Origin of the sequence: Paenibacillus sp. P46E (assembly GCF_001909095.1) — a bacterium.
GTDB classification, from domain to species: Bacteria; Bacillota; Bacilli; order Paenibacillales; family Paenibacillaceae; genus Paenibacillus_AQ; species Paenibacillus_AQ helianthi.
In genome coordinates, this window is the sequence record NZ_LVYZ01000028.1 from 127,163 (window position 1) to 142,602 (window position 15,440).

Annotated in this window: 12 protein-coding genes; 9 read left to right on the top strand and 3 right to left on the bottom strand. The window is 49.9% G+C overall.

The features are described 5' to 3' along the window. The first annotated feature begins 26 nt into the window (after positions 1-26). On the top strand, positions 27-1,763 hold the full coding sequence (locus A3849_RS07070; RefSeq protein WP_074110770.1) for a hypothetical protein: 1,737 nt from the start codon (positions 27-29) through the stop codon (positions 1,761-1,763). A 161-nt stretch (positions 1,764-1,924) separates the two neighbouring features. Here A3849_RS07070 and A3849_RS07075 read toward each other — a convergent pair whose 3' ends face one another. Beyond that, positions 1,925-2,971 carry a glycoside hydrolase family 88 protein gene (locus tag A3849_RS07075; RefSeq protein ID WP_074110771.1) on the bottom strand — a complete coding sequence of 349 codons (1,047 nt, stop codon included), beginning with the start codon at positions 2,969-2,971 and terminating at the stop codon, positions 1,925-1,927. 139 nt (positions 2,972-3,110) lie between these two features. Here A3849_RS07075 and A3849_RS07080 point away from each other — a divergent pair, with 139 nt between their 5' ends. Next, the gene (locus A3849_RS07080; protein ID WP_143191755.1) at positions 3,111-4,052 is read left to right on the top strand and encodes an AraC family transcriptional regulator; all 942 of its coding nucleotides are present in this window, start codon (positions 3,111-3,113) and stop codon (positions 4,050-4,052) included. A 41-nt stretch (positions 4,053-4,093) separates the two neighbouring features. Here the strand turns inward: A3849_RS07080 and A3849_RS07085 are convergent, their stop codons facing one another. Further along, on the bottom strand, positions 4,094-5,398 hold the full coding sequence (locus A3849_RS07085; RefSeq protein ID WP_306010695.1) for an FAD-dependent oxidoreductase: 1,305 nt from the start codon (positions 5,396-5,398) through the stop codon (positions 4,094-4,096). Positions 5,399-5,552: 154 nt separating this feature from the next. Here A3849_RS07085 and A3849_RS07090 point away from each other — a divergent pair, with 154 nt between their 5' ends. From A3849_RS07090 to A3849_RS07105, 4 genes are all read left to right on the top strand, one after another. Continuing rightward, positions 5,553-6,587 (top strand): LacI family DNA-binding transcriptional regulator, encoded by a 1,035-nt coding sequence (locus A3849_RS07090; RefSeq protein ID WP_074110774.1) that lies wholly within the window; start codon positions 5,553-5,555, stop codon positions 6,585-6,587. Positions 6,588-7,533: 946 nt separating this feature from the next. Then, positions 7,534-8,199 (top strand): GNAT family N-acetyltransferase, encoded by a 666-nt coding sequence (locus A3849_RS07095; RefSeq protein WP_256700679.1) that lies wholly within the window; start codon positions 7,534-7,536, stop codon positions 8,197-8,199. A 115-nt stretch (positions 8,200-8,314) separates the two neighbouring features. Continuing rightward, positions 8,315-8,923 carry a cysteine peptidase family C39 domain-containing protein gene (locus tag A3849_RS07100; RefSeq protein ID WP_074110775.1) on the top strand — a complete coding sequence of 203 codons (609 nt, stop codon included), beginning with the start codon at positions 8,315-8,317 and terminating at the stop codon, positions 8,921-8,923. Beyond that, on the top strand, positions 8,923-9,414 hold the full coding sequence (locus A3849_RS07105; RefSeq protein ID WP_074110776.1) for an NUDIX hydrolase: 492 nt from the start codon (positions 8,923-8,925) through the stop codon (positions 9,412-9,414). Before A3849_RS07100 ends, A3849_RS07105 begins: the two co-directional genes overlap by 1 nt. A 107-nt stretch (positions 9,415-9,521) precedes the next feature. Here the strand turns inward: A3849_RS07105 and A3849_RS07110 are convergent, their stop codons facing one another. Beyond that, on the bottom strand, positions 9,522-10,241 hold the full coding sequence (locus A3849_RS07110; RefSeq protein ID WP_371915990.1) for a Crp/Fnr family transcriptional regulator: 720 nt from the start codon (positions 10,239-10,241) through the stop codon (positions 9,522-9,524). Positions 10,242-10,691: 450 nt separating this feature from the next. Between A3849_RS07110 and A3849_RS07115 the strand changes: the two genes are divergently transcribed. From A3849_RS07115 to A3849_RS07125, 3 genes are all read left to right on the top strand, one after another. Then, on the top strand, positions 10,692-12,983 hold the full coding sequence (locus tag A3849_RS07115; protein WP_074110777.1) for a glycoside hydrolase family 65 protein: 2,292 nt from the start codon (positions 10,692-10,694) through the stop codon (positions 12,981-12,983). Between the two features lie 117 nt (positions 12,984-13,100). Then, positions 13,101-13,898 (top strand): alpha/beta hydrolase, encoded by a 798-nt coding sequence (locus tag A3849_RS07120; protein ID WP_074110787.1) that lies wholly within the window; start codon positions 13,101-13,103, stop codon positions 13,896-13,898. A 404-nt stretch (positions 13,899-14,302) separates the two neighbouring features. Beyond that, entirely contained in the window at positions 14,303-14,827 is a 525-nt protein-coding gene (locus A3849_RS07125) for an accessory gene regulator ArgB-like protein (protein WP_074110778.1), read from the top strand. Positions 14,828-15,440: the final 613 nt, after the last annotated feature.

The following is a 15,440-nucleotide window of genomic DNA, read 5'->3' on the forward strand; positions in this document are numbered from 1 at the left end:
CTCCCACATGAAAGGTAGGATTCAAAATGAAGAATATGCTCGATGAACAGGAGCTCCTGCGGTACCGGCTTGGGCAGATGGAGAGCCAATTCAGCCCGGAGCATTCGATGATCAGAGAAGAATATAAAACCAACGGCTATCACACCGCACTTCAGAATGTGGACCGGGTGCATTCCGTCCGCTCTTCCATTGAATATGCCCAAGGGCTTTTGGATACCGAGCTTATGGATGATGAGGATAAGGCCTTTGCCGTGATCCGTCAAATTGTTTCGCTTCAGGACCGTGATCCGTCCAGCAGGACTTATGGAATCTGGTCGTATTATCTGGAGGAGCCCTTGTCAAGCATGAGCCCCCCGGATTGGAACTGGGCGGACTTTATCGGAAAAGTACTTCTAACAACCGTAATTCGACATAGACACCGGATGCCCGCGGAACTGCTGGAGAAGGTGCAGGAATCTGTATTTCACGCCTGTGAATCCATCATCCGGCGCAACATGGGTCCGCATTATACGAATATCGCCATTATGGGATCGTTTGTGACGCTGCTCGCGGGAGAAGTGTTTCAGAATTCGCGCTATCTGGATTACGGCTTGCAGAAATTCGAGGCCTTCCATCAATATGCCAGCCGAACCCGGACGTTTCAGGAATACAACAGTCCGACGTACACCAAGGTGGCGATTATTGAATTGTCGCGCATCCGCTCCGTGACCAGGATCAGCCGGTCGCTGGAAATATGCGAGGATATGCTGAATTTGGCTTGGGAGGGGGTGGCACGGCACTTTCACGCGTCCACAGGGCAATGGGCGGGACCGCATAGCCGCTGTTATTCCACCCTACTGCCGGATGCAACCAAGGCGTTCCTGCAACTGGCGCTGGAGGGAGAACTGGACTTTTTCGCTCCCGCAGATATGTTCTACGATCTGGAATGGTACAACCTTGGCATTTCCTGTCCCAAACCCTACCGCGCCCTGTTCAAGGAAGCCGCCGAAAGGGAAGTACGCGAGGTGTATTACCGCAGTGAAGACGGCTATGAAAAAACCGCTGTTACTTACATGACCACGCGCTATGTGCTTGGTTCGGCCAGCAAGGAGGTCATGTGGAACCAGCGGCGTAATCTGCTGGCCTATGTGGACGGTTCCGGCGGAACGGTCTATGCGGCGCTGCGAATGCTGCATGATGGCTATGATTTTTCCGCGCCCGTCTTTTCCGCCGAGCAGCGCAAGGGAAATGTGCTGTGCGGTCTTCAGCTCTCGCTGAACGGCGGAGATACCCATATCGGACTAGACCGGATCGACGGCGGCATTCAGACGGAGGATCTGCGCCTGCGGCTGGAAATCGGAGGCAGCCTGGGCGGTGTAACCGCCGAAGCTGTGGACGGCGGGGCGAGGGTATCCATAGGCGGGGTGAAGCTTTCCCTTCGCGGTTTGTATGCCCGGTTTGCGGGGAGGGAAACGCCGCTTGTGCGAGAGCCGAAGTGGGAAATTACCCGAACTGACGGCAGGATCGGCCTTGATCTGGTGTTGTATAGCGGAGAACGCCGCGAGATTGATTTCACGGCACTGGAACAAGCGGCCGTAATCTTTGCTCTGTCTGTTGAAGAGAAGGACGTACCGTTCCTTATCCGGGACTCTATGGAGGGAGCATTATCGGCAGTGGTCGACAGGGAGGAGATTATCGCGAACTGGGATACAGGAGAAGGGGGATTGGAGCTTAAGCTACGGCTGAAGCCTGACCGGGTGGAGGTGCTGAGAGGACAGGACTAGGAAGGACATGCGTGTGGAAAGCAGGAGATTGACCTTCGGCATTTCCGGTCCATTGCTGTAAGCGGATTGTCCGTCTATGAACAATAAGCGCTGCGGCAGAGGCCCGGCAAAAAACCAAAGGCACCGCATGCTTGCGGTGCCTTTGGTGGGTGCGTCCGGCTTCACTTCATGGCTTCGGCCAGAAGAATGAGCACCAGGCCTTGACCGTAGAGAGTCGGTATGCAAGAGATTTCATTATAGGCCTCCACGGTGGGCATCACCGGAGTGCCGCCGGAGACGCCGCCAACCTCCCCATCGACCTTGATCGTGCCCAGCACCGCTTCAAGTGCGGCACCGGCAGGTCTCAGAGCTGCTTCGCCGAGCAGGCCCATCCGTACAGCCTTGAATATCCCGGCTGCGATGCCGGCGCTCCCGGAGGTTTCAAGATAGAAGTCTGTCCGGTCCATGACCGTATGCCAGAGCCCGGCCGGACTCTGATAACCGATTAACGCCGCCATCAAGCGGGAGTATCTCTCCGGAATGGAGGCAGGCACCGGCAGCAGCCCCTCCACCTCCTGCAGAATCATGGGCGCTGCAAGGGCGATCCAGGCGTTGGCTCTTGCCCATCTGGCTGCGGACATATGGTCACCGGTGATACAGTTCCAGCCGTGAAACAGCACGCCGCTCTGTTCATCCTCAAGCAGTCTCAGGTGAAGCTCCAGCTGGCTGACGGCTTCCCGGGCATATTCGGTTTCTCCGGTCAGCCGGGCTAGACGGGCCAGAAACAGCACAGCCATAAACACGGTATCCGCCCAGACCTGCTCCGGAAAGCTTGCCTGTTCCGTTACAGTATGCTCGAAAGCGCCCTCCCGGGTTCTTGGCGCTTCATGCAGCATCCATTGACCGGTACGGACCGCGGTCTCCTTAAAGACAGGATTCCCTGTGGCGCTGTACAGTGCGGGAAAGACGGCAAACGGAGCCATGGAGTTAATAACCTTTGCATGCTCGGATTGGTGCAAATGCTTCAGTGCCCATTCTGACAGCCGGTTTACAATCTCCTCGCCGCCGTCCTGCTGATAATATTCCAGGATAGAGGCGGCACCTACGCCGGGAACCCAATCCCAATGCGCCATGTCCATTCCCCAATTGCCGGAATGGTCCAGCAGCATATAGGAGTACACTTTGCTCGCTGCGCGCTCAAGTGTTTGTGGTGAAGGTAATGTTGTCATAATCTACTAGTCCTCCTGTGATGTAGAGTTGAGCTTATATTAAGCAGTATAAGTGACTTGCCTGTATGAATTCTTGGTCGATCCTGCCCGATGTATTGGAGGATTGTACACTTATACGGATGAGGAAAGGAAGCTTGGCATGTCTGGAATGAGATCCGTAAATGAGGAGTTGAAACCTGCTCCTTCAGTGGGGTTGAAGAAGCAGAATTCCTATATTGTCGATGATATGACGAACAGGGCGCTTGCAGATTACCCGGTTCAATGTGTACAGCGCATTAATGGCGTCAAGCAGGCAGAACTGCACTCGCATCACGGTTATGAATGGTACTTCTGCCTGGCAGGCAGCGGAGGATTCATTGCCGGAGATCAAGCCTACGGGATCTTCGCGGGCAGCCTGATTATTGTGAGGCCGTCCGTGCTTCATATGCCCAGACCAGCCAATGGCCAGCCGCTGCACCGGCTGATTCTTTCAGTAGACGAGAGCTATCTGGACAGGCTTTGCGGCGTAGACCGCTCCGCAGCGGAGCAAGTCTGCAAATGGCTGCCCGATGGAGTGTCTGCTTCTGTGCTCCGGCAGCTGAACATCGGCCAGCTGGAGAGCGTCCGGGCCATTTTGCTCGAACTGGAAAGCGAGCTTGCAGGCAAGAGGGAAGCGTACACCTTAGAAGTGCAAAGCCTTCTGCTTCGGCTGTTCGCTGCGTTGACACGACAGAAGGCGGAGCCGCCGCCCCGGCAAGCGGAGGAGCGCAGGAAACTGCTCGCGGAGCAGATGACCGGCTACATTGCCGACCACTACAAGTTCCCCTTCCGGCTGGAAGAGATGTCCCGTTATTTTCATTTCTCCCGTTCCTATTTGCACCGGATCTTTAAGCAGGAGACCGGCATTACGATCCTGGAATATTTAATACATTACCGGATCAACCGTGCCAAGGAGCTGCTGGAAGCTGAGACGATGCCGCTGATCGAGGTTGCGATGACAGCCGGATTTCAAGATCTGTCTTATTTTTGCCGCAGCTTCAAACGTCTGACGGGTGTACCACCGGGCCGTTACCGTATGCTGCTCCGGCAGGGCAGCAGATAGCCCGGCCCGGTTGCTGTAACGGCTTATAATTCCCAGAATATTCAGGGGGCAACCCGCTGGCCGTTGTTCCCAGCAGACGGCGCGCCGCCATGAAACTGCACGCCCTGCTCAGCCAGTAACTGATGCAGCCGCGGAATTAAAATATCCGCCATACAGACGGTGCCCGCTTCCTTGGCGACAGCTGCTGCAATTCCGGCGGCCTGACCCAGCGCGTAGCAGGTGGCCTGCACGCGCATGGAGGACATGGCTACATGAGTCGCTGAAATGCTTCGTCCCGCTACCAATAGCCCTTGTACACCGGCAGGCACCATACAGCGGTACGGAATATCGTAGCTTCCCAGCTGGCGCTCCTCCGTCGTTTTTTGTCCGTCAGGGCTGTGAATATCGATTTCATAATTGGTCTGCGCGACAACATCGCCAAACCTGCGGGCTTCAAGCAAATCCTGTTCGGTCAATGTGTACAGGCCAACGATTTGCCCGGTTTCCCTCACACCGGTCTGGCCGGGAATATGGGCAATAGTGTAATTCTCAAACCCGTTGCGCTGCAAATAATGGGCCGTTGAGAAAACCTGGCGCAGAGCCTCGCGCTCCGCAAAGTTGATATCTTCAATACGGGCACCGTTGCCCTTAACGCGGGTCATATTGACTAACAGCGTGCCGTCGTCATTCTTTTCCCAGTACAGGTGGCGTCCCTGCGGCAGATCGTCTACTGACTCATATACCTCACAGTCCTCAGGAAGATAAGGGGCAACCGGCTTGCCGGTATTCTGCATGGTGAACATAAGGGTCATGGGCTGAGTTAATCCGTCCTGTTCCCGGCCGTGGCGCATGGGCACTCCGGCATCTCTGGCCACAGCGGCGTCCCCTGAGCAATCCAGCACAATCCCGCCCATGAAGGCTTTCAGCCCTTCCCGGGTCCAGGCCATTACTCCCCGTACCCGCTGCCCCTCCATGATCGGCTGGACATAGACGGTATGGTAGTAGACCTTAACCTTCTCCCGGTACAGTTTGCCGTTCAGATAATGGCGCACCGCAAAGGGCGAATACTGGTCCTTCCGGGAGTGCAGCGACACCAGGTGGGAGCCGGGAACGGCTTCTGGAGTTGTCTCCTCAAGCATTTCACGGTAGATGCCGGTCACGTTGCCGACACTCATATAGATGCTGACATTAGCCAGTGTTCCCATCCCGCCAAGCTGCCCCGATTGCTCCAGCAGAATCACCTTCTGTCCGCAGCGGGCGGCGGAGATGGCCGCCGCTGTCCCGGCTGGACCTCCCCCGATAACGACGACATCGGCCTCCTCATATACCTCTGCGGCCACCTGCAGATTCATCCGTTCTTTTTTCACCATATTCATCCTTTCTATATAGAGCTTAGCTTTATAATAGATATAAGGAACAAGGGGTTATAGTTTGATTTTAGTTGTACTTTGGGTGGTTTGGGGATTGCATTGCAGGAGGGCTATGAGAGAATGAAATTGCTAAGTTAAAGGGGGAAGCCGTGTGTCGAAGAGAAAAACGGTCACGCTGCGTGATCTGGCCGATCGTCTGGGGCTGAGCGTCTACACAGTATCCAAAGCGCTGCGCGGGCTGCCTGGTATGTCGGAAGCGACCCGCAGGCTGGTGTTCGCCACCGCCCGGGAAATGAATTATGCGACCAAAGCTCAGGAAGCGGGACTTGCCGCTGAGTCCATTGCCTATGCGGCCGGCAAACCGCGCCGGTTCGTCATGCTGATGCCTGCGGACCACTCTTTTCTGACTCTGCAGTTCCATGGATTGCACCGGCGTCTGAATGAGCTGGGCCATCGGGTACAATCCATATTGCTGCCGTTTGAGAGACACCAGCCGGACAGGCTGGCGGACTGGCTGGAGGAGAGCGGAATTCTCTACTTCGACGGATTGTTCCTGTCTCCGCTGCTGCCCGTCTGGGCAGAGACGAGTCTGCTGCAGCTCGCTCTTCCGAAAGTAATGATCAATTTCCCGCCCGAAGGTGCTGAGGTGGACAGTGTAATCTGGGATGTCCAGCATGCGATGATTCTTGCGGTGAATGAGCTCTGCCGGAGCGGACACCGCCGAATTCTGTACGTGGGCGAGCCGGAAGGGCAGCGGGGATTCCGCTTGCGCCATCAGACCTTCGTGGCTGCCTGCGCACGCTGGGGAATTCCCGGTAATAGGCAGATGCATCATGTGAACCCCGGTGATCCGAATTGGCTTACTGACTTATCGGACATTCTTCAGACAGGAGGCCCTACGGCTATTCTCTCGGCGAATCATGGACAAGCCTGGCCAATTCTGCGGAAGGTACAAGAATTGGGACTCGATATTCCGGGGCAGATTTCAATCATTGCGTTGGAGCATGGGGAGCTGGCAGCCTGCCCTGGCCTGTCGCGTCCGATACTGCTTGTACAGGAGGCAGGGGAACGGGCGGCTGAGCTGATGCTGCGGCGGATTGCCAATCCGCTGGCACCTTATGAGCAAATCCGGCTGCTGGGACCGTTTGTGAAAGGGGAGACGGTTGTGGATTTTTACAATCCGTAATTATGGTAAAGCTGTAAGCATTCACAAGGCCTTACTGCAAGAGACCTTTAGTAGTTCACTAAATGGCTGTGTGAGTAGACGAACGGTTGAAAGGAACACACTCGCTTAACTTAGTGTTCAATTAATAAACTAGACATTCCTGACCCCTGGTAACGATCGATTTCGACTATGCATCGAGTGAAAAACGGTTATGCTGCGGAATCTGGCAGACTGTCTGTATTGAGTCGTTTACCCATTTCGACTAGTTAGTATGTTCTAACCAGGGACATGCATACCGAGACTCTTAATGTAGTGAAGACCCTATGGGCAAAATTAGTTTTTGAAAATTGAAGAACCTAAAAACGAGGAATTCTTGCCGTACTCCTCTAGGTGAATATTTGGCAAGGCGGCCAGGGTAATATATGGACGCCCGCAGTTTCGAAATATTTTCAAAGAAAATATGTTAATTGTACTTACACCCTGGTTGATGAAGAAGGGCACTTACTTTATCTATCGAAATGGGAAGAGATTATAAGAGCATCTGTAAGCTCTAACGGGGCAGGATATTTCGGAGTTATTGAAGAAATATATTTCGAAACAAACTTAATAGGAGTTTTCATATGATACTTGCAATTAAGATATTTAGAGTTTTGTTATTCGTAATTGTAGTTTTGTTATTTGCTTCATCAATGCCTATCTTTGCAGGAATAACTTTGCTTTGTATTTTTGGACTTTCGAAACTTCTAAATAAACTTAGTAAATACGGAAGACGTTAGCTAAATATAAGCCAGTTGGAAGAGATGGCATGGGCTATTCGAAGCTGCATGTGTGAATTTGTAAGCTTTTTCATTTACCAAAATATAGAGACGTAAAGGCTGATGAATCGTGGATTAATGTTTTCTTATGCAGTGTTCATTGGGTGAGCGAAACTTGAATAACCGTTGGCGAAGCGAAAGGAAGGGTAACAATGATTATGACACAAAAAGAAATGCTGTTCATTGTGTCATCACAACTTGCAATTGACCTGAATTGCTCTATCAATGACCTGAGCAGCGAGAGGGACAGCATTATTTTTGTTGAAGCTAAAGAAAATCCTGGATGTAGACCATTTCCGAGAAATACACGTTATTTCGAAATCCTGTCTATGGGAAAATCAATTGTCGTATCGGCTACACCCGAACGCTTGCTAATTGCCAAAACACAGATGCAAGGCAAAAACAGGGATACCGTATTCTCCTTGCCATTTATCAGAGGTCTTTACTTGCATTTTCTACCTGATGTAAAAAGAATAAAACCAATGGCACCACTGAACTTTTTTTCATTTGAACTGATTGAGCGAGAAGAAGAGGTACGTTTACTTGATATTACAAGATTCAGTGAAGCTATTATTTATAATACGAATCTTCTCTGGCAGACTGATCTAGCTATGCTTGCAAAGCAAAACGGGGAAATTGTTGGTGTGGCAGGAACAAGCAAAACCTGTGCAAAACTGTGGCAAATTGGTATAGAAGTATTACAACAGTATCGTAATTTGGGATTGGCTAGTTATCTTGTAAACAGGCTAACTTTTGATATATTGGAACGTGGAGAGATACCGAGTTATGACGTAATCGCAAGTAACATTGCCTCATAGAGAGTAGCTCACCGATTAGGTTATTTTCCCGCATGGGTGTCTGATTGGCGGTGCAATTTTGAAGGACTTGTTGGGTCATGAGAAAGCCAAATACAGAATTTTTAGGAGGAATACAATGGGGTTTATTCTTATTCCGCCAATAGCAATAGGTATATGCCTGGCTGGTTTAGTTTTATATTATTTTGTTCTCCCGACTAAGGACTTCATTTCGACCAATGCGATTCCGAATTCGTATGTTATCCAATCCTCGAATAGGATGGACATTCAGCATAATTATGAATGCGCTGCATTTTCAAGCGCATACATCATGAGACATTTTGGGATGGAGGCGGATGGCAACAAGCTCTATCAAGATTACCCTAGAAAGTTATATGATGGAACAATTACGCCTAAGGGCGTTCTCTTGTTCTTTAAGAAGCTTGGGTATGACGCTTTTTTTTGCTCAGGGAATGTTGATACCTTAAAGAAACAAGTGAATCTAGGCACTCCGGTTATTGCGTTTATACGGGTTTTACCTGACCAAAGGTATTTGCATTTTGTACCAGTCGTTGGTTATGATGATGAATATTTTTACTTGGCTGACTCTTTGGAACACACAATTAACTGTAACGAAACCTGCTATAACCGAAAAGTATTCATCCGCGATTTTGAGACATTATGGAAGACATGGGTACCGTTTTGTAAAAATACATATATCGTGATACGCCGGGGAGTGAATCCGTGATGAAGAGCTTTAATCATTTTGGGGTATACGGAATTTGTGTGAATGACGGGAAGCTGCTGGTCATACGTAAAGGAAGAGGCCCTTATCGAGGAAGATTTGATCTGCCTGGAGGCAGACTGGAGGAGAATGAGTCCCTGGCGGAAGGATTGGTACGGGAGTTTATGGAGGAAACCGGGCTTACAGTAACGGTAGAATGCAATCTGGGGACGTTTGATTGGTTTGTCCGATATCAGGAAGATGCCTTTACCCACATGCACCATATAGCCGCTCTCTATACCGTAGGAATTGCCGCAGATGCTGCAGTATCAGGGATTACGGAGTTTGCTGAACAGGATTCGCTGGGAACGGAGTGGGTGGAGTTGCCGGCAATTACACTGGATTCGGCTTCGCCTGTGACGTTAGCGGCGGTTGCATGGGTGAATGAAGGCTCTTTGCCTCGGGAGGTTGGATTTTTTGATGACTGGGAGGTGAAAAGTCTACCTTCAACATGAAAAAAAGACGCCGGACAAGGCGCCTTTGACCACTCTATTAATTGATGCTGCATTTCCGGGTCATATATGTTTCATTGAGGTGAATAGAGGGTATTAGTATTAGGAAATTAAATGCGGCAAATTTCGTTAGGACATAATTCACAGTGGCAGATGTCTTGAAGCATCGTAAGATCCTTGATGACGATCATGCCATTCTCATATTCCACAGCATCTTTTTTACGCAGATCACTCAGCATCCGGTTGACGCTCTCACGGGTTGCGCCGATCATGTTGGAGAGATCCGTATGCGTAATTTTTTTGTTGATCAAAATGCTGTCCCCGGTCTTCTCGCCGTAAGTATTGCCCAGTCGAATCAGCGTGGAGCAGAGAGCACCAGGCTTGCCGTACATCATCAGATCACGGAATTTAGTCTGTGTGAGACGGTGATGGATACCCATCCATTTCATAAAGTCGATGGCAAAATCACAATGCTGGCAGATCAGAATCTCCAGATCCTTCTGCTCGATAACGCCAACTTCACTTTCTTCAATCACTTCAGCGGTGAAGCTGTGCTTGGTGCTGAAGAAGGGGTCTGCCTGACCTACCATATCGCCGGCCTGATACATATACAGAATGAGTTCTTTGCCTTCGTCAGTTGATTTGGTTAGTTTCACACGTCCACGTTTGATATAAAACAATTTATCCGAGAAGTCGCCTTCCCAGAACAAATGAGAGCCCTCAGGTACCATACGCTCTTTCATTGTAACCAGAAGCCGGTTAAAGTTCTGTTCGGAGAAACAGTTTGTATTGCCGTGGGCTTCGATAACATTATAATGTTCCTTTATCATAATCGACATCCCCTTTATTCCCTCAGTTTTTCAGTAAATTTTAAATTAATTATACATTGAAATTCCTCTTTATGGGTGAAAATTTTCGTGAAAAAGTGTCGAATTTTTAACATTGTGATAATTTTCACTTCAAAGGTGTGAGATTTAATATGATTTTAGTCTGAACAAGGGATTGAAGTCTTAAATACGCTCTATATTGTAGCAGTCGTCGCCTATTATACACAGATAATGGGAGAACCTGTTATTTTGCTTTGTGATAAAGATTGATTTTTTCAGCTTTTCTGATCATAACGCAACCTGCAGGTTTTTTTCAACTCCGTAATAATGCACATAACTCTGTTATCGGCTGACATTGGCCTTTCTTTCCCTCCGAGCTACGCTGGAATTGAGGGTCTGGCGGTTTCTTCACGGAACTGGTGGACACAACCCGGGAGAAGGAGAATTCAAACAATGGCAAAGGTAGCAGACAAATATCTGAAGGTCGACCCATGGGCCGTCATCGAGGAAGGCTTCGACCCGCAGCGGAACCGGACCTCGGAGTCGGTTTTTTCGGTAGGGAACGAGTATATGGGGGTGCGCGGCTACGCCGAGGAGGGCTATGGCGGGGACTCCCTGCTGGGCAGTTATTTCAGCGGCCTGTATGAGCAGCAGGAGATAGGTAACCCTTACAAGGGAATGATCCGCTCGTTGCGCTATATGGTAAATGCGGTGGACTGGCTGCATACGCGCCTTACGGTAGATGGTGAACAGTTGGATCTGGCCCGCAGCAAAATTACGGATTACAGCCGCAGGCTGGATTTTCGCACAGGTACTTACCGCCGGGAGTTGATCTGGCTGCTGGAGAACGGAAAGAGATTGCGGCTTACTTTCACCAGATTGGTTAGTATGACACATGCTCATCTGGGTCTCCAGCAGGTTAGGTTTGAGCCTCTGAATTTCTCGGGTGATGTGGAGATTTGTACCGGACTTGATTTCGGCGTCATCCATGAGGAACGCGGTCAGAGTATGTGGAGGAGTCTGCGCAGCGGAGTAGAAGGTAATGTGAGTGCAATTATGGCCAGCACCTTGAACACGGGCAATAAGCTGTTTTCCGGCTTTGTCCTGCACTCTTCTCAAGAACTGCACACTGAAAAGGTAGAACGTGACCGCTATATCGGGCAGGCGTTTAAGCTGCAATTAACACAAGGAGAGATGGCTTCTTATACGAAGCTTGCTGTCCATTGTATAAATACTGATGCTTCCCGTAAGGAAGACGAACTCTGGCACGAAGGGCTCGGGCTGGCAGCGGGTGCCTCGGAACTGAATGAAGCAGAAGTATTTGCTGCCCAATCCGCTTACTGGAATGAAATATGGGAGACCAGTGACATCTTGATTGAAGGTGATCCGGAGAACCAGCAGGGGATCCGTTTCTGTATTTTTCAGCTGTATCAGACGTATCATGGCGATCATCCCGGTTATAATATCGGAGCCAAAGGGCTGACAGGCGAAGCCTACCGGGGGCTGGCCTTCTGGGATACGGAGACGTACTGTCTGCCGTTCTATATATTCAACAACCCTAAGGCGGCCAAAAGCCTGCTGGAATTCCGCTACAAAACACTTCCGGAAGCAATGAACCGCGCGCGGGAGGTCGATTGTGAAGGGGCCTGTTATCCGATTGCCACGATCGACGGGACGGAAAGCTGCGACCTGTGGCAGCATTCCAACCTCCAGCTTCATGTTGGTACGGCTCTTTCCTATGGTATTTGGCATTATGTGAAAAATACAGGTGACAGAGAATTTTTGTACAGTAAAGGCGCTGAAATGCTGATTCAGCTCAGCCGTTTCTATGCTACGCGCGGACAGTGGGGGCAGCGCAGCGGGGAATATGGATATTTTGGCGTGATGGGGCCAGATGAATTCCAGCTGATGGTTAATAATAACTGCTACATTAATCTCATGGCGAAGAAATTATTCGAGTTTACGCTGGAGACGATTGCCACAATGGAGACACTGGTGCCGGACGCCTATTCTGAACTAATGAAGAAAACGGGACTCATGCCGGAGGAATTAGCCGATTGGGATAACAAGGCCGGACATATGAGGATACCTCATGACCAAGTCACTGGAGTGTACGAGGAACATGACGGGTATTTTGATATGCCACATATCGATATTCATTCGATTCCGGTAACCGATTTTCCGCTGTATTCGAACTGGTCCTATGACCGGTTATACCGCTATGACATGATTAAGCAGCCAGATGTGCTGATGTTTATGTTCTTATATAATGGGGAGTTCTCCCGGGAAGCCAAGCTGGCCAACTATGAATATTATGAGCCGAGATGCATCCATGAATCCTCGCTATCACCTTCGATACACTCCATTCTGGCCAGCGAGATCGGCAAATATGAGGAAGCCTATCATTTCTTTGAGTTCGCAACCCGGCTGGATCTGGACAACTATAACCGGAATACACGTGAAGGTCTGCACACCACTTCCATTGCCGCAGCCTGGATGAATATTGTGTATGGTTTTGGTGGTATGCGGTCGGACGGGGAATGTCTTTCTTTCCGGCCAACCTTACCGAAGCGCTGGACCTCTTATCACTTCCGGGTAAAGTATGCGGGTGTGCTGCTGGGAATTGAAGTGGACAGAAATCATGTATGCTTCACGGCACTACGAGGTGGAAGAGCAAACATCATGGTTTATGGACAACAAATCACGGTGACTGCTACAGGAACGAAGCTTCCGCTGGGCGAATGAATGATGGCATGATGAACTGATTGCATGAACTGTAAGACCTTGATAGACTTGTTGAAGGGAAAGAAAGCGATTTCCTGAATGAATCTATCCTATTGAAAGAAAGCTTGAGGGATGAAGATGGAAACATTATTGTTATGGCCGGAGGGGGCACCCGGAGCACTGGGAACAAGTGATGAGGATTGTCCGGCAATTACACCTTATCTGGTGGAAGGCAAGAAGAATGCTGCTGTGATCGTCTGTCCTGGCGGCGCCTACGCCATGCGGGCAGATCATGAAGGCGGACCGGTTGCAGAATGGCTGAACACCCTGGGAATATCAGCCTTTGTGCTGCGTTATCGGGTAGCACCTTATGGTTATCCCCATGCACTGCATGACGCTCAGCGTGCGCTCCGCACGATCCGTTACCGTGCAGATGAGTTTGGAATTGATCCCGGCAGATTAGGTATCCTGGGATTTTCGGCAGGCGGACACTTAGCTTCTTCTGCCGGTGTTCTATTCGATGCCGGGGATGAAGCTGCTTCAGAGCCCCTGGAACGCCAGTCCAGCCGCCCGGATCTGCTGATACTCTGTTATCCGGTAATATCTATGGCAGAAGGTGTGACCCACCAGGGCTCAAAAGAAAATCAGCTGGGAAGCCAGCCGGATCCGGAGCTGACTGAACGGCTCAGCAGTGAGCTTCAGGTAACGGCAGCAACACCGCCTGCCTTTCTGTGGCATACCTCTGATGATGGGGCAGTGCCGGTCGAGAACAGCCTGCAATTCGCCGCTGCGTTAAGCCGTCATCATATTCCGTTTGATCTTCATGTATACGCACATGGCGAGCATGGGCTTGGCCTGGCTGACGATGAGCCCCATACCCGAGGTTGGACAGAGGCATGCGCCTCCTGGCTTGCCTTGAATGGATATTGCAAGTAACAGGATAAGAAGCCTTTCATGAACCGTTCGGTTCTATGGGAGGCTTCTTCTGTTTCTACATCTATTAATTAACAGAAATCAACTATACCGCTGGAAGAATATTCAATATAATGGGGAGAGATAGTGTACAAATGACGGATTTTTTCCATGATGATGTCGTTCTTCAAGTTGAGGGCGGTAGATTACATCTGGCCTTTAGTAGGTCACAGTTTTTTTTGATTTTATTCATTTTTGGTCCTATTTCTCATTCACAAACTTCTCTGCATAACGAATAGTATGGACTATTTATATCCGGCTTTGTCCGTATTTTCTGGCGTGTTTTCTTTATGAATTTGACAGGGGTTATTTTGCTTTTTTTGCTGTTGTGTTCTACCCGTACTCCTCCATTAGAAAGGAGAAAATGAATGATTGAAATGCTTGCTTCAAGGATAGCCGGATCGCTAAAACGCTCTGTACCGGATCATCCATCATCAATTGAAGTTTTTACATTTGCGATTTCCATGATGCTCAATCTGTTTTTTATTGTCGCCGCGACACTGGGTATATCACTGTATACCGGACGGACAGGAGAGATAGCCACTATACTGATCTCGTTCGCACTTCTTCGCCAGTTGACCGGAGGCATACATTTGAAATCCAATCTGCAATGCGTAGTAGTATCCACCATTCTTTTTACAGGCATTTCGCTGATCGCGGTGGGACAGATGTGGACCATTACAGCAACAATGGCAGCTGTCCTTATCATCTTTTTTATAGCTCCGGTCGGCATTAGTCAGCAGTCAACAATTCCCTCCAAATATTATCCTTACATGAAGCTGGCTGCGATGCTGCTTATCGCCTCCAACTTTCTATTTTTGTCTCCGGCCCTGGCATTAAGCTTTTTGGCCCAGAGCATTACACTGGTGCTGGGAAAAGTAATGAGATCATGAATCTGGCTGCAAATGCAGATCTGTCAGCGGTTTCGGTAACGGATAGCTGCACGGTTGCCTAACATCGTTCCAGACTTGTTGAACAAGAATTGACCCGAATAGATCCAAACATCATCGTTGCCAGATGATCATGCAAGGGGACTGTCTGATGACAGGTCCTTTTTTTATGTGCGCCTCACAGTCGCACCATCTAGGTGGTTCAAATCCACCCGGTGACTTTACCCTTTAAAGTGCCGTAGCCGAAGCAGACTTCCGGCAACCGAAGTTGCCGGAAGGGCAGGGTGTCTTCCGTAAGGAAGAATCCGAAGGGCCTGCAGGCAAAGTCCAGCCCGGAATGCAGTGAACCAGAGGTGGCGGCGATGCTGGGTGACCCGCCGTAAAAACGGGGAAACCTATACGAAATCGTATATCTTACAGGAAAACACACAAAGGGAAATGACCTGCAAGACTCATCGACGTGATTAGGGTCAGGATGGATGGAACAGAAGGTGCAGATAACTGAGGGAAGTCTCATAGTCTCCTTGACGCAAACGCGAACAAGGTAGGGGCGGTATAACCGAAAGGGAAAACCAAGCCGAAGGGTTGAGAGATGGCGGATCGTTCCGTAGTAGTG